We start from the raw sequence: 15538 nt of genomic DNA, 5'->3' as shown, positions 1-15538 counted from the left end.
GGGCGGCCAGTGATGGCCGCCCTTTTTCTTTGTCCTGATGTCTGAGGCCTAGACCGGGATCAGGGCAGCCGCCACGCGACGGCTCTCGCCCATCAGTAGGTTGTATGTGCGACAGGCGGCACCGGTATCCAGCGTCTCTATCACCGGGCCACGGGCACGGACTTGGGCGCGCAGCCCCTTGTCGATGAAGACCATACTGGGTCCGCAGCCAAGCAGCAGGATTTCCACCTCGGCCCCGGCCGCAAAGACCGGCTCCAGCGAGGCGAGTGTCATATTCCTGATATCGGTAATACCCCAGGGCAGGGTCTGCCCCGGAAAGACCAGCACGGATTCCGTCCAGTGCTTACCCGAGATGCGAAAGCCGCCATCGCCATAGGCGTTGATCACCTGGCGATCGACCGGGATACGCGGCAGCAGATCCATGGCTGCCCCCGCCGCTTACGGCCGCTGCGCGGCCGTCTTGGCCTCGGGCTGCTCCGCCGGCTGACCGCGACGCAGGCGGTTCTCGCCCAGGAACAGCAAGATTGGCGCGGCGATGAAGATCGAGGACGAGGTCGCCAACACGATGCCGAACAGCAGCACCAAGGCGAATTCGCGTACCGCCTCACCGCCGAACAGTGCCAGCGGAATGGTCGAGAGGAACACCGTCAGCGAGGTATTGACCGTGCGGTTTAGCGTCTCGTTGATGCTCTTGTCGATCAGGGCACGCAGCGGCAGCGTCTTATACTTGCGCAGGTTCTCACGGACGCGGTCATAGACCACCACCTTGTCGTTCACCGAGAAACCCATCACGGTCAGCACGGCAGCGATGGCAACCAGATTGAACTGGATGTCGGTGACAACATAGAATCCAATGGTCTTGGTGACGTCGAGCACCAGTGTGGCAATGGCACCAATGCCGAATTGCCACTCAAAGCGGAACCAAATGTAGATCAGCATAGCGACCAGGGCCAGGCCCATGGCGAGCATGCCATCCCGGAACAGACCTTCGGACACAGAGGCGCCAACGGCTTCGACACGGCGGATTTCAGTACCAGGATAAGCCTGGGTCAGGGCGCCGCGCACTTTGTCGGCCGCGACCTGCGCCGCAGCATCCTCATTGCCCTGCCGCTCCAGACGGATCAGCACATCATTCGGGCCACCGAACTGCTGCAAGGCAGAATGGCCGAGGTTCAGGTTACTGATCAGGCCGCGCAGTGCCGGGAAATCGGCTGGCTGCTGCAGGCGGGCTTCAATGACGATGCCGCCTTTGAAATCGATGCCATAGTTTAGGCCGGGATAGAAAAACAGCACGACCGAGATCACGGATAGGAAAGCTGACACCGCCAGACCGATGACGCGGCCCTTCATGAAGGGGTAGTTGGTGTTGTCCGGAATAAGACGAAGCTTGTACATGGGGCGCCTCCTTACACCGGCAGCAGCGTCGGGCGACGCTGACGCAGCCAGGTCACCATCATCAGGCGGACCAAAACGGTGGCTGTAAACATCGATGTGAGAATGCCGATCGAGATGGTAACGGCAAAACCCTTTACCGTGCCGGATCCCAACGAGTACAGCAGCGCCATCTTGATCAGTGTCGTGACGTTTGCATCAAAAATGGTACTGAAGGCACGGCTGAAACCGGCCGACATCGCCGCCATCGGCGACTTGCCCAGCTTGGTCTCCTCCCGGATGCGCTCATTGATCAGCACGTTGGCGTCGACCGACATGCCCAGCGTCAGCAGCAAGCCGGCGATACCCGGCAAGGTCAGCGTCGCCTGCAGCAGCGACATCGCTGCGAGAGTCATGATCAAGTTAACCAGTAGGGCCACGTCGGCAAACAGGCCGAACAGGCCGTAAGCCAGCACCATGTAAATCACGACCAGGGCCGCGGCGACGGCAATTGAGATCAGGCCGGCGCGGATGGAATCTTCACCCAGGTCCGGACCGACGGTGCGTTCTTCGACGACCTTCAGCGGCGCAGGCAGTGCACCGGCGCGTAGCAGCACGGCCAGGTCATTGGCTTCGGTCACGGTGAAGTTGCCGCTGATCTGACCCGAGCCGCCCAGAATGGGCTCGCGGATCACTGGCGCACTCAACACCTTGTTGTCCAGCACGATGGCGAAGGGCTGGCCCACGGACTGCTGGGTGACTTCAGCAAAACGTTTGCCACCCGTAGTATCAAAACGGAAGGACACGATGGGCTGGCCACCGCGCTGGTCATAACCCGGCTGCGCATCCACCAGGTTGTCACCGGACACTTCTACCTTGCGACGGACGACGTAGCGTTCGCCACGGCCCTTGTCGCTTTCCAGCACTTCCGAGCCCGGTGGCGGCGCATTGGGATCAGCGCCGGTATCGACCATGCGGAACGTCATCTTGGCGGTCTTACCAACCAGTTCCTTCAGACGCTGCGGATCACTTACGCCCGGCAGCTGCAGGAGGATACGGCTGTCGCCCTGACGCTGGATAGTCGGCTCGGAAACGCCGGTCTGATCGATGCGGCGGCGCACGATCTCGATGGATTGAGAAACGGCATTACGGGCGCGCTCCTGCAGTGCGACCTCGGAAAGAGTCATGCGGATCTGGCCATCTGGCGTGGTCGCGATCTGCAGATCGGTCTGGGTCGCACCGAAGCCGAGACCTGCGGTGCTCTGGACAGCGTTGCCCAGCTTGGTCAGCAGCTGGCGGGCCTGTTCGGTCTGCGATGGGTCGCGCAGACGAACCAGAACGCCATTACTGCCAGAAACACCGAGATTGGTATAACCGATGCGGGCCTGACGTAGCTCGTTGCGTGCGCCTTCAACAACGGCTTCCAAACGTTCACGCAGAACGGCGCTGGTATCCACTTCCAGCAGCAGATGGGCGCCACCACGCAGATCGAGACCGAGACTGATCTGCCGCTTGGGCAGCCAGTTCGGCCAGGTCGCCACAGTGGCAGCCGGGAAGAAGCTTGGGATGCTGAAAATCACACTGGCCAGACAGGCCAGAGCGATCAGCACAATCTTCCAGGGCGCGAAGTACATCATTGCCGTTACACCAGATCGTATCGTTCAAAGAACAAACGGCGCCGGATCATGCGGCGCCGTTCGCAACAGTCAGGAGATCAGCCAGCCTTGGCTTCGCTCTTGTCCTCGGCATCGCTGTCGCTGCCCTTCGAACGGACTTCGCCGATCGTGCCCTTGAGGACCTTCACCTTGACGCCCTCGGCGATCTCGACCTGGACCAGGCCGTCTTCCTGCACCTTCAGCACCTTGCCGATGATACCGCCGGCGGTGGTCACCACGTCGCCGCGGCGAACGGCTTCGATCATGGCCTTGTGCTCTTTCATCTTCTTCTGCTGCGGACGGATCAGCAGGAAGTAGAAGACGACGAAGATAAGGACCAGCGGCAGCAGCGAGGTCAGCATGTCGGTGGTGCCACCGGCCGCCTGCGCATAGGCCTCAGAAATCAGCATGAAACGCTCCCTGTCGTATATGTGCAGCCTGGCGGCAGACATGCCGCCGGCGAGAGACGCGGACTATAGCCGGGGACGCTCCAAAAGCAAGTATCGCGCCCCCTTTCCCAAACCTTTCAGATAGACAAAAGTCCAGATATATCAACTGCCTGCGGTGTCAGGTCGCAGTGGTCGGGATAGCCGAAAGGCACGCGCCATCCTATAATTCATGCAGCACAGTTGGGAGCGGTTGGACCATGCATATCCTGCGGATCGAGGGCATGACCTGCGATGCCTGCAAACGGGCAATAAGCAATGCCATCGGCCTGGCGGCCCCGGGTGTGGCCTTCGAGGTGGACTTGCGGCGCCATCAGGTGAGGTTCAAGGATTTGCCGGCCGATCGGCAGGCTGTGGTGCGCAATGCGATCCGTGATGCGGGTTATGGCATTGTTGAAAGCGACAAGATTTGATGCAGTTTTCGCGGTTCAGTGATGGAGACTGCGCAGCCACCCCAGTGCAGCCGTGCGATCCGAAAACAGACAATGCGTCGACTGTGGAAAGATCGCATTGATTGCCTTGATCACAAAAACAAAGAACGGATCGGTACTTACATAGGCCACGCGTTGCGGGGTGTGATCGCGGCTGCTCCAGTTGGCCATTTTCGCAATGGCCTTCACCGCGCTCCAATCGATCGTGCCATGGAATGCCGTCACATCGATCAAAGTCTGCATCCTGGTCTTGATCCAGCCCCGCTCATATCCCTTCTGCAGGCCGATATAGAGCTGGTCACCATTCGGGGCCCCGACCAGATCGATGGTCAAAATGCCATCCTTGGCACAGATATCGACAAAATCTGCCTTCTCGCCCAGACGGACAGCCGTCTCGCGTTCGGTCGAATGCTGATGCACCACCTGCCCCCACGCCTGTTTAGCCACCCATGACCAGTGGAAGCCCAGAAGGTTAATTTTTGCCTTAGACGGATAGGTAGTAGCGGGAACGTGACAGAAACCTGAGGTGTTACCTCGTGAACGCGGTGTGACCCATGTGGCATCGCCGGGACATCCCGCACTGCAGCGGAACGGTTCTGGCCGGTCCCGGTTAGGCTTGCATCTTCTCCCCGCCCGATCAGCGAGGTCACCATGATCAAGCAGACTGACCGTAGTAACCCGCCCCAGGACCGTGAGGGTCCTTCCAACGCCCGCCGAGCGGCCGACGCGCGCTGGTGGCGCGATGAGGTGGGCATCATGGTTGAGCACGAAGTCTGGCATCTGCCCCAACTCGCCGAGGAGCAGCTGGAAGCCTGACTAGTGGCCAGATGAAAAGAGAAATGGTCGGACTGGCGGGATTTGAACCCACGACCCCTTGTCCCCCAGACAAGTGCGCTACCAGACTGCGCTACAGTCCGACCGGGCTTTGCAGGGCGGCCGGGTAAGCAGGCGGCGCTGCGAAGCGGCGCGCACTATAGCCACCGCCTCCGTCACGCGCAACCGCGCGAAACCCTTGGAAAAAGCGCAAATTCAGCGGTTTTGCCGCGCCACGATATCGGCGTGGATAGACTCCAGGTCCTTCAGGCAGGTCTTCAACGCCTGTTTCATGTTGCCCATGTCGCTCAGAAGATCAAAGGGCATCCCGATCTGGCGGGTATCTCCGGCTTTCCTTGCCGGCACGGCTTCAGCCTCTGGAGCTTTCTTTTCACTCTGAGCCCGCGCGCGCACGGCCTTGGCCAGCCCGCCTTCTCGCAGCAGCTTTTGCACACCCTTGATGGTGTAGCCCTGTTCATGCAGCAGGGCCCGGATTTCGCTTAGAAGCGCGATGTCCTCAACGCGGTAATAGCGACGGCCGCCATTGCGCTTCACCGGACGAATCTGATGAAATTTCTTTTCCCAGAAGCGCAGCACATGCTGCGGCAAATCCAGCTTGTCAGCCACTTCGCCGATAGTGCGAAAGGCAGCGCCAGTCTTGCTTTTTATGGTCTTGTCCTGCAGCTCAGGCTGATCGGCCATGCCTCGGATTCACCAAGAATAATATAGAGTTATGAGCCAGTCTTAGTCTGCTGCGTTACCGCATGCATGCCGGCATTGATCTTTTCCTTCAGCACATGGCTGGCGCGGAATACCAACACTTTGCGCGGATCGATCGGTACTTCCTGGCCGGTCTTGGGATTACGCCCCATGCGGCCGCCCTTGGAGCGAACCTGGAAGGTGCCAAAGGACGAGATTTTGACCATATGGTCGGCGATCAAGCTGTCGATGATCTCGTTCAGAACGGTTTCGACCAGCTGTGCAGACTCACTGCGGGAGAGACCCACCTCCTGGTAGATCGCTTCGCTCAGTTGCGCCCGGGTCAGGGTATTCTCGCTCATCGCCAACGCCCCTTATTATTAAATTTTATAGCAGGCACGCTAACTTAAGGAAAAGCAGGCGTCAACAAGACCTTAGCCGGAGGAAGCGGCGAATCGGGGGCTGTAGGGCCATTCCACCCCTGCGGGGGCTAATTACCAGCGAACCAGAGCGCTGCCCCAGGTGAAACCACCGCCCATGGCCTCCAGAAGCAGGACATCGCCCTTCTTGATGCGACCGTCCTTGACTGCCTCGGCCAGCGCCAGCGGCACTGAAGCCGCCGAGGTATTGCCATGCCGGTCGACCGTCAGGACGACCTTGTCGGTGCTCAGTCCCAGCTTGCGGGCCGTACCGTCAATGATGCGCTTGTTGGCCTGATGCGGCACCAGCCAGTCGATCTGTTCGGCCTTCATGTCGACTGCGGTGAGTGTTTCCTTCACGACATCGGCGAGATTGACGACGGCATGACGGAAAACTTCCTTGCCCAGCATGCGCAGATGACCTGTGGTCTGTGTGCTGGACGGACCGCCATCGACATACAGCAGGTCATGATGCCGACCATCGGAATGCAGGTGCGTGGTCAGCACGCCACGGTCAGTGTTCTGACCGGCACCTTCTTCGGCCTTCAGCACGATGGCACCGGCGCCATCGGCAAACAGCACGCAGGTTGTGCGGTCAGTCCAGTCAATGATCCGCGAAAACGTTTCGGCGCCGATCACCACGGCGGTCTTGGCCTGACCGGCCTTGATGAAATTATCCGCCGTCGCCAATGCGTAGATGAAGCCTGAACAAACCGCCTGCACATCAAAAGCAAAGCCGCGTGTCATGCCGAGCTCAGCCTGCACACGACACGCTGTCGCCGGGAAAGTTTCATCCGGCGTCGCCGTCGCCAGCACGATGAGATCGATATCCTGCGCCGTGATGCCGGCGTTCTGAAGTGCGTCCTGTGTCGCCTTCAGGGCCAGATCGGATGTCTTCTGGCCCTCAGCGGCGATATGGCGCTGCCGGATGCCGGTGCGCTCGATAATCCATTCATCGGTGGTGTCGACCATCTTGGAGAGGTCGGCATTGGTCAAAATCCGCTCAGGCAGGTAACTGCCCACACCCGCCACAACTGAGCGAATCATAATGCCCTCGCACTCGACACTTGTTGTTCGTTCACAGCGGTCTGCGCCGCCAAAGATTCAGCGAAGGCACCCGAGAAATCCGCCTTGATGCGCTCGATCAGGCGATCCTGCGCCATGTCGATGGCAACTTCCAGTGCTGCGGCAAAGCCAACATCGTCGGTGCCGCCATGGCTTTTCACTGCAATGCCGTTCAGGCCCAGCAACACGCCACCGTTGTAAAAGCGAGGATCCATGCGATCCCGCAGCATAGATAGGCCCGATCGGGCCAGCAGGTAACCCAGCTTGGTCAGCCAAGAGCGCTGGAAAGCCGACTTCAACAGGCCCGACATCAGCTTCGCCGTGCCCTCAGCGGTTTTCAGCGCGATGTTGCCCGTAAAACCGTCGGTGACAATGACATCGGTTTCGCCCTTCGTGATGTCATCACCTTCGACAAAGCCGACGAATTCGAATGGCGGGTTGGCCACGTTGCGCAACAGTTCGGCGGCGCCGCGCACTTCCTCATGACCCTTCAGTTCTTCAACACCCACATTCAGCAGGCCGACGCGCGGGCGATGCCGTCCCAGCGCCGAATGCGCCAGATTGGCGCCCATGACAGCGAACTGCACCAGATTGCGCGCATCGCATTCAACATTGGCGCCGAGGTCGAGAACAACAGTCTCGCCCTTCATGGTCGGTAGAAAAGAAGCAATCGCCGGCCGCTCGATCCCCGGCAATGTGCGCAGCACGAATTTCGCCATCGCCATCAGCGCGCCAGTATTACCGGCAGAAACGATGGCCTGGGCTTCGCCACTGGCGACTGTATCAATCGCAAGACGCATGCTGGTGTTGCGGCCACGGCGAAGTGCCTGGCTCGGCTTGTCTTCACTCCCCACCTTCTCGGCGGTGTGGCGAAGCTCGCAGCGATCCTTCAGGGCAGGATATTGACGCAATAGCGGTTCGATCCGTGCGGCATCGCCGAACAGAATGAACTTCACCAGCGGAAAACGCGGCAGGATTGCTGCGGTGCCCTTGATGACCATATCGGGGGCGTGATCCCCCCCCATGGCATCAAGCGCGATGGTAAAGGCCGCGGTCACACCGTTGCCCTTAACCGTTCAAGCATCAGCTCAGGCAGCAGCCGTCTTGGCCACCACTTCACGGCCATCGTAATGGCCGCAGGCGCCGCAGACATGATGCGGGCGCTTCAGTTCGCCGCAATTCGAGCATTCCAGATGGGCGCTCGGCGCCAAGGCGTGATGGGAACGACCCATATCGCGCTTCGACTTGGACTTCTTCTTCTTCGGAACAGCCATGACACAGTCTCTCTCAATAATTCGCGCGAGGCGGTCGCCATCCGCGTTAACTGACCGCCCCAGAATCCCCGCCTATATACTCTCGGCGCGCCCGGGGACCAAGCCCTTTCGCCTCAATCCTTTTTCAACTTCGCCAGGATCGCAAAGGGGCTGACTTTCGCCTCTTCCTCCGCATCCGGCTGATACCCCGACGGCAGGCCGGCTTCGGCCTTGCGCGGATAAGGATCCAAGCCCAATGCCAGCTCCTCCGCCACCACGGCACCGACGTCTATCGCGTCGCCCTCAATGGCATCGGCCGGGTCCTCGGCGTCCGGATCCAGCCATTCGGCCTCGTCCTCCCCCAGGTCTTCAGCCGGTTTCAGGCTGCTTGCCGGGGCAAACAGCCGCTCAAACCCTTCTTCGACACGCTGCAGCACCGTTTCGAGCGATGCAATGCAGGTCTGCTCGACCCGGGCGTCGAGCCGGCCCTTGACCCGAAAATGGCCGTTCAGCGCCGGATCGTGTAAAACCTGCACCTCGGCACTCAATTCCAGCACCGCCGGAATTTGCAGTCGGCGCGCCAGAGCCACCCGCTCGGTTTCACTGGCCTGCAACCGTACCGTCAGTCCCTGCGGACCAACCCGGTCGAGTTCGACGATATGGCTGAATTCATTGCCAATTCCGTCTTTCGCCACGGTACACCCTCTTCCGGCCCGAGCGACTCAGGCCTGGCAGTCAAGGCGGCGGAACATAAGTGCAAGTCGACGGTCGGTCAACTATCCTGCAAGATACTGAAATTATTAACTAAATGTCTGGAAATGCCAATTCCCCGGCCAGGATGCTGGTATCCGTCATGCCGAGTAGCGCCTGATCCGCCCGGCGCAGGTAATCCGCCATGGCATCCGCCGCTCCGTCAGGGGCCTGGACGGTGCCATAGAGATTGCGCCGCAGCGCCTCTGCCAAGGCATGGGGTACCGTTGCGACCAGACCGGCCTCATAGGCTTCAACCCGGCCATAGAAGGCCTGACCCATCTTCTTGATCCGCTTGCCCACCCCGAGGTCACCTACACCGATTTCCCGGAGGTTGCTGTCCATGTCGGCGAACAGCAGATCGAACAGCCGCTGGCTCAACCCCTGGGCCCCGGGGCCATCAATACGCTTCAGCCGGCGCATGGTCAGAAAGGCATGCAGCACAATCATATCGAAACGGCCATCCAGAGTGTCCGGTACGGCATGCTCCAGGTAGAAAGCCGGCTGCCGGGCCTGGGCCACGATCTGGCGATATAGCGCCACGGCGGCATCGTCGGCGGGGCTTCCCTTGAAAAGTGAAATAAGACGATTAAGCATCTGCACTCGTTTTATAAAATGCGCCTTGCAATGGCGGTCGTTTGCGTTTCAGGGCGGCTGAAGATAATATGCGACCCGCGTTATAGCGAGTCTTCAGCGATGTCGATGCATCTCTTCAGAACGGCCCAGATCAACGCTTTTCTGGCTGTCTTGTTGCTCTTGGCTACCGCGGCCTGTACGCCGCGACAGGATTACCGCGGCAGTTTGCTGGATGAAGACAAGCTGAAGCTGGTCCAGGTCGGACAGAGCACAGAGCCTCAGGTAGGTGCTCTGCTCGGTTCGCCGTCGACGATCTCGACATTCCCCGACTGGGGCATGACCTATTACTACATCTCCAGCGAGACCGAGACTGTGGCCTTTCTTGCACCCGAACTGATCGATCAGCAAGTTGTGGCTATCTCTTTCGACAAGGACAACAAGGTCAAAGAGATCAAGCGTTATGGTCTGAAGGATGGCAAGCAGATTGCCTTCGTTGACCGCGAGACGCCAACACGTGGCAAGGAACTCACCTTCCTTGAACAAATCTTCGGTAACCTCGGCCGCTTCAATTCCAGCGGCGCCGCTCCCAGCCTTCCGTCGGGCCGCTAATCGCGCTTGCTGACGCTGGCTTCCGCAAAGGTTGCCATGCCTGTGTGACAGGCGACTGCGGCTTTCAGCACACCGAGCGCCACAGCAGCGCCTGACCCCTCACCGAGACGCATCCCCAGATCCAGCAGCGGCGCCATGCGCAATCTGTCCAGCAGACGACGATGGCCTGGCTCTGCCGATACATGACCAGCAAGGCAATTGGCTAATGCGTCTTCACTGAGGCACGCCAGTACACCGGCAGCAGCACCGACAACGAAACCATCCAGCAACACCGGAACACCACGCAGGCGTGCTGCCAGCAATGCACCAAAGAGCGCTGCGATTTCACGGCCGCCCAGTCGTCGCAAAGCTTCAAGCGGGTCTTGCGATTCTTTCCCGTGCTGCCTCAGTGCTGCATCGACAATTGATATTTTCGCGGTCAGCACCGCACCCGCAACGCCGGTGCCTGGCCCCACCCATGATGATGCATCTCCACCATACAAGGCTGCGGTCAGGGCTGCGGCTGCCGTGGTGTTCCCAATACCCATTTCGCCCAGAATCAGCAGATCGGAATCGGCTGCAACAGCTGCGACGCCACGATTGATGGCATCCAGGCATTCCGGCGCGTCCATGGCTGCAGCCATCGTGAAATCAGCCGTCGGCCGGTCGAGATCGAGGGCAATCACTGAAAGCTCGGCGCCATGTAACCGCGCAAGCTGATTGATGGCGGCACCGCCGCGTTCAAAATTAGCAACCATCTGCATTGTGACCTCTGCCGGATAGGCCGAGACGCCACGCGTCACCACGCCATGGTTGCCGGCGAAGACGACAATGCGAACATGGTCCAGCTGCGGCAGTGAGCGGCGCTGCCAGCCAGCCAGGTGGAACACGCAATCCTCCAGCCGCGCTAGGGCTGCAGCCGGCTTGGTCAGGACCTCATCCCGACCGCGCGCGGCAGCAATGGCGGAGGCATCAGGCTTGGGCAAGGTCTGAAGCGCGGCACGGATAGCGTCAAAATCCCGGTATGCGTCAGTCATCGTTTTATCAGACCTGCCCAGCTTCGCGTCCTCGCATCTGCGTGCTATAAGCCACCCCAGACCTCATCGCAATGCATCATGTCTGATCAAGAACCCGCCACTCAGCAACCCCGCAGCCGTCAGCGCTGGTTCGGCGATCTCCGTCTTGCCCTGATGCTGCTGACCCGCCTGCCCCTGCCCCACACAGCAGAGCCTGTCCTTGGCAACGTGGCCCGCGCGGCCTGGGTATTTCCGGTTGTCGGCATTCTGGTCGGGCTGGGCGGTGGCGTGATCTTCCTGCTCGCCAACAGGATCGGTCTGGGGATATCGAGTTCGGCTGTGCTGGCCCTGGCCTGGCAGGTCATCATGACCGGTGCCCTGCACGAAGACGGCCTGGCCGATACGGCAGATGGTTTCGGCGGCGGCCGGGACCGCGAGCACAAGCTGGCCATCATGCGCGACAGCCGCATTGGCACCTACGGCGTCGTCGCCCTGCTGCTGGCCTTCGGCCTGCGCTTTACCGCCTTGCAGGAACTTGCCAGCAACCTGCTGTCGGTGACCGATGAAATGGACGAGACAGTCAGCCATACCGGCGCGATCATCATTGCGCTGGTAATTTCCGGTGCCGTATCGCGCGCGGCCATGGGGCTGGTCTGGTATCTGCTGCCGCCGGCACGCAGCGACGGTCTTGCAGCCGGCAGTGGGATGGTGCCGCTGGCATCCGCCATCATCAGCATCCTGTTCTCAGCTGTCCTGGCCATCATCCTGCTGCCGGGCTTCACCTTCGCCTATGTGCTGGGCGCGGCCGCCCTGCTGGCACTGGGCATGGCCCTGTTGGCCTGGCGCCAGATCGGTGGGCATACCGGCGATGTCCTGGGTGCCACGCAACAGGTGACCGAGATTGCCGTGCTGCTGACCATTGGCGCCGTTATGGTCGCTGTCTGACGCAAAAGAAAAGGGCCGGGTTGCCCCGGCCCTTTCCGCATCAATCAGTCGCAGGTCTTAGCTGTGCGCCAGAATGGCGAGCAGCAGAAGCGCTACGATGTTGGTGATCTTGATCAGCGGGTTCACAGCCGGACCGGCCGTGTCCTTGTAGGGGTCGCCGACGGTGTCGCCGGTCACGGCTGCCTTATGGGCATCCGAACCCTTACCACCATGATGGCCCTCTTCGATGTATTTCTTGGCGTTGTCCCAGGCACCGCCGCCCGCCGTCATCGAGATGGCGACGAAGATACCCGTGACGATCACACCCAGCAGCATGGCGCCGACAGCGGCAAAAGCCGCAGCCTGACCGGCAATCGCGTTGATGATGAAATACAGCACGATCGGGCTGAGCACCGGCAGCAGGCTGGGAATGATCATTTCCTTGATCGCCGCCTTGGTCAGCAAGTCGACAGCCTTGGAGTAATCAGGCTTCGCCGTACCTTCCATGATGCCCGGGATTTCCTTGAACTGACGCCGCACTTCCACGACGACCGAACCGGCCGCACGGCCGACCGCCGTCATGCCCATGGCGCCGAACAGATACGGCAGCAGACCGCCGATCAGCAGGCCAACCACGACATACGGGTTGCTCAGGGAGAAATCGATCGTCACACCCTTGAAGAAGTGCTTCAAATCCTCGGTGTAGCAAGCGAACAGCACCAGCGAGCCGAAGCCGGCCGAACCGATGGCATAGCCCTTGGTCACGGCCTTGGTGGTGTTGCCGACCGCATCGAGCGCGTCAGTGGTCTTGCGCACGTCCTTGGGCAGGTCCGACATTTCGGCAATACCGCCGGCATTGTCGGTGACCGGACCATAGGCATCGAGCGCCACCACGATACCGGCAAGCGCCAGCATGGTGGTCACAGCGATGGCGATGCCGAACAGGCCTGCCAGCATGTGCGTGGAGATGATGCCGATGACGATGAAAATCGCCGGCAGCGCCGTGGCCTCCATCGAGACCGCCAAGCCCTGGATCACGTTGGTGCCGTGACCCGTGGTCGAAGCCTGCGCCACGCTCTTCACCGGACGATAGTTCGTGCCGGTGTAGTATTCGGTGGCCCAGACGATGGCAGCCGTCACCAGAAGACCGATGATGCCGCACCAGAACAGGCTCATGCCTGTGAAGGTGGCGGTACCGGCCGTCATCTTGGTGTTCATGCCCAGCATGTAGTCGGTGATCGGCCACAGCGCGATCGCCGACAGGATGCCCGTCACGATCAGGCCCTTATACAGCGCGCCCATGATGTTCTGGCTGCTGCCCAGGCGGACAAAGTAGGTGCCAATCACCGAGGTGATGATGCAGGCACCAGCGATCACCAGCGGATAAGCCATCACCTTCGCCATCATGGCTGCATCGGCGGCGAAGTAGATCGACGCCAGCACCATGGTCGCAACGATGGTCACCGCATAGGTTTCGAAGAGGTCGGCCGCCATGCCGGCGCAGTCGCCGACGTTGTCGCCCACGTTGTCGGCGATCACCGCCGGGTTGCGCGGATCATCTTCCGGGATGCCAGCTTCCACCTTGCCGACGAGGTCGGCGCCCACATCCGCACCCTTGGTGAAGATGCCGCCGCCGAGGCGGGCGAAAATCGAGATCAGCGACGAACCGAAGCCCAGGGCTACCAGCGCATCGACCATTTCACGGATCGGCGCGCCCATCTTCAGCAGCACAACGTAGTAGATCGCGACGCCGAGCAGCGCGAGACCGACCACCAGCATGCCGGTGACAGCGCCCGACTTGAAGGCGATGCTCAGCGCATGCTCCATGCCCTTGCGTGCACCTTCCGCGGTACGGACGTTGGCGCGAACAGACACGTTCATGCCGATATAGCCGGCAGCACCCGACAGCACCGCACCGATGATGAAGCCGATGGCGACTTTCAGGCCGAGCGTGAAAGCGAGAATGACCGCAACCACGATGCCAACGATGCCGATAGTGCGATACTGGCGATTCAGATAGGCAGAAGCGCCTTCCTGGATCGCCGCAGCAATTTCCTGCATGCGAGCATTGCCCGCAGATTCAGCCAGCACCGAACGAGACGTCCAGATACCGTACAACAGCGCCAAACCGCCACAGGCGATGGCGAACCACAACTCCGTCATGAGCGTTTCCCTTCGTTCCTCAGATTATTTAATCGAGACGAACCCGACCGGGCATCGCTGCCCGTACGGGTTACACGACTGCTACCATTATTGGCCCCAGACTCGGACGCGGGGCGGAACCGGAATCGTTATGCCAGAGATGCGCTTATGGCGCAATAAGACTTATTTTTCCGAAACTTATGCGGGTGATGCGGCCCGTCGACGACGCAGCAGCAGCCAAGTGGCCGCCATCCCTGCCATCAGGATGAAGGGCAGGCCCGAGAGGGGCACGAAGTCCCAACCCCAGTGATAGAGCATCTTGCCTGATCCCAGCGAGGCCAAGGCCACGGTGCCAAAGACCAGGAAGTCATTTACCGCCTGGGTCTTGTTCCGCTCCGCCGGCCGGTAAACTTCAGTCAGCAGCGCTGTGCCGCCGATATACATGAAGTTCCAGCCGATCCCGACCAGCAGTAAGGCCAACTGGAAATTCAGGACCTCGACCCCGGCCAGCGCCACACCAATGCAGACCACGTTCAGCAACGCACCTGTCAGGATGATGCGCAGCGCCCCGAACCGGGCGATCAGGCTGCCGGTGACAAAGCTGGGTGCGTACATGCCAACGATATGCCACTGGATCACGGTCGCGGCGGCTGCAAAGGGGTGCGCACAGATCTGCATGGCCAGCGGCGTCGCCGTCATCATCAAGTTCATGACGCCATAGCTGAACATGCCAGAAATGGCCGCCACTATGAATGTCGGCTGACGTACGATCTCGCTTAAAGGCCGCCCCTTCTCCTGCACTTCAGCCGTCGTTGGTGCAGGAATATTGATCGTGGTGAGGATCGCCAGCACGGCCACCGGCATCGCTGCGGCCACCAGATACGAAGCCAGGAACAGGTACGGCGAAAGCAGTTCCCGCGTGTATTTCGCCAGCTCAGGCCCCAAGAAGGCAGAAACCAAGCCGCCAATCATGACCCAGGAGATGGCACGACTTTTCATTTCTTGGGGCGCAATATCCGCCGCTGCGAAACGATACAACTGCACGAAAGCCGTAGAACCGCCAAAAATGAATGCACCCAGGCAGAACAGCCAAAAATGCACTAGGTAAATGCCCGAAGCAGCGACCAGTGAGCCCATGATGGCAAACAGGCATCCTGCCATGAAGCCCAGTTTGCGGCCGAAACGGCGCATCAGCATGGAAGCCGGAATGGTTGCCAGTGCCGTCCCGCCCACGACAAAAGTGACCGGCAGCGTGGCTAGCGCCTTATCCTCAACCAGCAGGTAGCCCACCAGCCCGCCCAGCGTGACCTGCAAGGTCACCGCCGAATTCGCCAGGGCCATGCAAGCGGCAAGAATGAACACATTCCGCTTTGCAGCGGCCGGCGACAAT

At 60.4% G+C, this 15538-nt stretch carries 19 protein-coding genes and 1 tRNA gene; 4 read left to right on the top strand and 16 right to left on the bottom strand.

Features of this window, described 5'->3' with window-relative positions; translation table 11 throughout:
* Nucleotides 1–48: 48 nt before the first annotated feature.
* The 4 genes from AC1RRE_RS18610 to yajC all read right to left on the bottom strand — a co-directional run bounded on the left by AC1RRE_RS18610 (nt 49) and on the right by yajC (nt 3436).
* Nucleotides 49–423, bottom strand: coding sequence for an Mth938-like domain-containing protein (locus AC1RRE_RS18610; protein ID WP_492983268.1), 375 nt, complete (start codon nt 421–423; stop codon nt 49–51).
* A gap of 15 nt (nt 424–438) precedes the next feature.
* A complete protein-coding gene (secF, locus tag AC1RRE_RS18605; RefSeq protein WP_492983266.1) occupies nt 439–1395 on the bottom strand; it encodes a protein translocase subunit SecF in 957 nt (318 codons plus the stop codon).
* Nucleotides 1396–1406: 11 nt separating this feature from the next.
* Nucleotides 1407–3008 carry a protein translocase subunit SecD gene (secD, locus tag AC1RRE_RS18600; RefSeq protein WP_492983264.1) on the bottom strand — a complete coding sequence of 534 codons (1602 nt, stop codon included), beginning with the start codon at nt 3006–3008 and terminating at the stop codon, nt 1407–1409.
* A 77-nt stretch (nt 3009–3085) separates the two neighbouring features.
* The gene (gene yajC, locus AC1RRE_RS18595) at nt 3086–3436 is read right to left on the bottom strand and encodes a preprotein translocase subunit YajC (RefSeq protein WP_492983262.1); all 351 of its coding nucleotides are present in this window, start codon (nt 3434–3436) and stop codon (nt 3086–3088) included.
* A gap of 236 nt (nt 3437–3672) precedes the next feature.
* Between yajC and AC1RRE_RS18590 the strand changes: the two genes are divergently transcribed.
* Complete coding sequence (locus AC1RRE_RS18590; RefSeq protein ID WP_492983260.1) at nt 3673–3885, top strand: heavy-metal-associated domain-containing protein; 213 nt, start codon at nt 3673–3675, stop codon at nt 3883–3885.
* A gap of 15 nt (nt 3886–3900) precedes the next feature.
* On the opposite strand, the gene AC1RRE_RS18585 is transcribed toward AC1RRE_RS18590, so the two are convergent.
* The gene (locus tag AC1RRE_RS18585) at nt 3901–4326 is read right to left on the bottom strand and encodes a hypothetical protein (protein ID WP_492983258.1); all 426 of its coding nucleotides are present in this window, start codon (nt 4324–4326) and stop codon (nt 3901–3903) included.
* 228 nt (nt 4327–4554) lie between these two features.
* On the opposite strand from AC1RRE_RS18585, the gene AC1RRE_RS18580 reads away from it, so the two are divergent.
* Nucleotides 4555–4719 carry a hypothetical protein gene (locus AC1RRE_RS18580; protein WP_492983256.1) on the top strand — a complete coding sequence of 55 codons (165 nt, stop codon included), beginning with the start codon at nt 4555–4557 and terminating at the stop codon, nt 4717–4719.
* 24 nt (nt 4720–4743) lie between these two features.
* Here AC1RRE_RS18580 and AC1RRE_RS18575 read toward each other — a convergent pair.
* The 8 genes from AC1RRE_RS18575 to AC1RRE_RS18540 form a co-directional block, all read right to left on the bottom strand.
* Nucleotides 4744–4820: transfer RNA gene (locus tag AC1RRE_RS18575), tRNA-Pro, on the bottom strand.
* Nucleotides 4821–4932: 112 nt separating this feature from the next.
* The gene (locus AC1RRE_RS18570) at nt 4933–5418 is read right to left on the bottom strand and encodes a MerR family transcriptional regulator (protein ID WP_492983254.1); all 486 of its coding nucleotides are present in this window, start codon (nt 5416–5418) and stop codon (nt 4933–4935) included.
* Nucleotides 5419–5447: 29 nt separating this feature from the next.
* Nucleotides 5448–5777 carry an integration host factor subunit alpha gene (locus AC1RRE_RS18565; RefSeq protein WP_492983252.1) on the bottom strand — a complete coding sequence of 110 codons (330 nt, stop codon included), beginning with the start codon at nt 5775–5777 and terminating at the stop codon, nt 5448–5450.
* Nucleotides 5778–5909: 132 nt separating this feature from the next.
* The gene (locus AC1RRE_RS18560; protein WP_492983591.1) at nt 5910–6884 is read right to left on the bottom strand and encodes a beta-ketoacyl-ACP synthase III; all 975 of its coding nucleotides are present in this window, start codon (nt 6882–6884) and stop codon (nt 5910–5912) included.
* Nucleotides 6878–7957 (bottom strand): phosphate acyltransferase PlsX, encoded by a 1080-nt coding sequence (gene plsX / locus AC1RRE_RS18555; protein WP_492983250.1) that lies wholly within the window; start codon nt 7955–7957, stop codon nt 6878–6880. Before plsX ends, AC1RRE_RS18560 begins: the two co-directional genes overlap by 7 nt.
* A 30-nt stretch (nt 7958–7987) precedes the next feature.
* Nucleotides 7988–8173 (bottom strand): 50S ribosomal protein L32, encoded by a 186-nt coding sequence (gene rpmF, locus AC1RRE_RS18550; protein ID WP_492983248.1) that lies wholly within the window; start codon nt 8171–8173, stop codon nt 7988–7990.
* 113 nt (nt 8174–8286) lie between these two features.
* The gene (locus tag AC1RRE_RS18545; protein ID WP_492983246.1) at nt 8287–8847 is read right to left on the bottom strand and encodes a YceD family protein; all 561 of its coding nucleotides are present in this window, start codon (nt 8845–8847) and stop codon (nt 8287–8289) included.
* 109 nt (nt 8848–8956) lie between these two features.
* Entirely contained in the window at nt 8957–9499 is a 543-nt protein-coding gene (locus AC1RRE_RS18540; protein WP_492983244.1) for a ubiquinol-cytochrome C chaperone family protein, read from the bottom strand.
* Between the two features lie 99 nt (nt 9500–9598).
* Between AC1RRE_RS18540 and AC1RRE_RS18535 the strand changes: the two genes are divergently transcribed.
* The gene (locus AC1RRE_RS18535) at nt 9599–10087 is read left to right on the top strand and encodes an outer membrane protein assembly factor BamE (protein ID WP_492983242.1); all 489 of its coding nucleotides are present in this window, start codon (nt 9599–9601) and stop codon (nt 10085–10087) included.
* Here the strand turns inward: AC1RRE_RS18535 and cobT are convergent.
* Complete coding sequence (gene cobT / locus AC1RRE_RS18530) at nt 10084–11103, bottom strand: nicotinate-nucleotide--dimethylbenzimidazole phosphoribosyltransferase (protein WP_492983240.1); 1020 nt, start codon at nt 11101–11103, stop codon at nt 10084–10086. The two genes, AC1RRE_RS18535 and cobT, sit on opposite strands and share 4 nt — an antisense overlap.
* A gap of 78 nt (nt 11104–11181) precedes the next feature.
* On the opposite strand from cobT, the gene cobS reads away from it, so the two are divergent.
* Nucleotides 11182–12027 (top strand): adenosylcobinamide-GDP ribazoletransferase, encoded by an 846-nt coding sequence (gene cobS, locus AC1RRE_RS18525; RefSeq protein WP_492983238.1) that lies wholly within the window; start codon nt 11182–11184, stop codon nt 12025–12027.
* A gap of 57 nt (nt 12028–12084) precedes the next feature.
* Here cobS and AC1RRE_RS18520 read toward each other — a convergent pair whose 3' ends face one another.
* Entirely contained in the window at nt 12085–14169 is a 2085-nt protein-coding gene (locus AC1RRE_RS18520; protein ID WP_492983236.1) for a sodium-translocating pyrophosphatase, read from the bottom strand.
* Nucleotides 14170–14346: 177 nt separating this feature from the next.
* Nucleotides 14347–15510 carry an MFS transporter gene (locus tag AC1RRE_RS18515; RefSeq protein WP_492983234.1) on the bottom strand — a complete coding sequence of 388 codons (1164 nt, stop codon included), beginning with the start codon at nt 15508–15510 and terminating at the stop codon, nt 14347–14349.
* Between the last annotated feature and the right edge of the window lie 28 nt (nt 15511–15538).

It is taken from the genome of Ferrovibrio sp. GW821-FHT12D07 (assembly GCF_058807275.1).
The sequence above is the reverse complement of the archived record's forward strand: the minus strand, read 5'-3'. Positions and strand labels throughout refer to the sequence as shown.

Coding starts and splice junctions, on each gene's coding strand:
- AC1RRE_RS18610 (WP_492983268.1), bottom strand. CDS start 423: ATGGATCTGCTGCCGCGTATCCCGGTCGATCGCCAGGTGATCAACGCC.
- secF (WP_492983266.1), bottom strand. CDS start 1,395: ATGTACAAGCTTCGTCTTATTCCGGACAACACCAACTACCCCTTCATG.
- secD (WP_492983264.1), bottom strand. CDS start 3,008: ATGATGTACTTCGCGCCCTGGAAGATTGTGCTGATCGCTCTGGCCTGT.
- yajC (WP_492983262.1), bottom strand. CDS start 3,436: ATGCTGATTTCTGAGGCCTATGCGCAGGCGGCCGGTGGCACCACCGAC.
- AC1RRE_RS18590 (WP_492983260.1), top strand. CDS start 3,673: ATGCATATCCTGCGGATCGAGGGCATGACCTGCGATGCCTGCAAACGG.
- AC1RRE_RS18580 (WP_492983256.1), top strand. CDS start 4,555: ATGATCAAGCAGACTGACCGTAGTAACCCGCCCCAGGACCGTGAGGGT.
- AC1RRE_RS18570 (WP_492983254.1), bottom strand. CDS start 5,418: ATGGCCGATCAGCCTGAGCTGCAGGACAAGACCATAAAAAGCAAGACT.
- AC1RRE_RS18565 (WP_492983252.1), bottom strand. CDS start 5,777: ATGAGCGAGAATACCCTGACCCGGGCGCAACTGAGCGAAGCGATCTAC.
- rpmF (WP_492983248.1), bottom strand. CDS start 8,173: ATGGCTGTTCCGAAGAAGAAGAAGTCCAAGTCGAAGCGCGATATGGGT.
- AC1RRE_RS18540 (WP_492983244.1), bottom strand. CDS start 9,499: ATGCTTAATCGTCTTATTTCACTTTTCAAGGGAAGCCCCGCCGACGAT.
- AC1RRE_RS18535 (WP_492983242.1), top strand. CDS start 9,599: ATGTCGATGCATCTCTTCAGAACGGCCCAGATCAACGCTTTTCTGGCT.
- cobT (WP_492983240.1), bottom strand. CDS start 11,103: ATGACTGACGCATACCGGGATTTTGACGCTATCCGTGCCGCGCTTCAG.
- cobS (WP_492983238.1), top strand. CDS start 11,182: ATGTCTGATCAAGAACCCGCCACTCAGCAACCCCGCAGCCGTCAGCGC.
- AC1RRE_RS18520 (WP_492983236.1), bottom strand. CDS start 14,169: ATGACGGAGTTGTGGTTCGCCATCGCCTGTGGCGGTTTGGCGCTGTTG.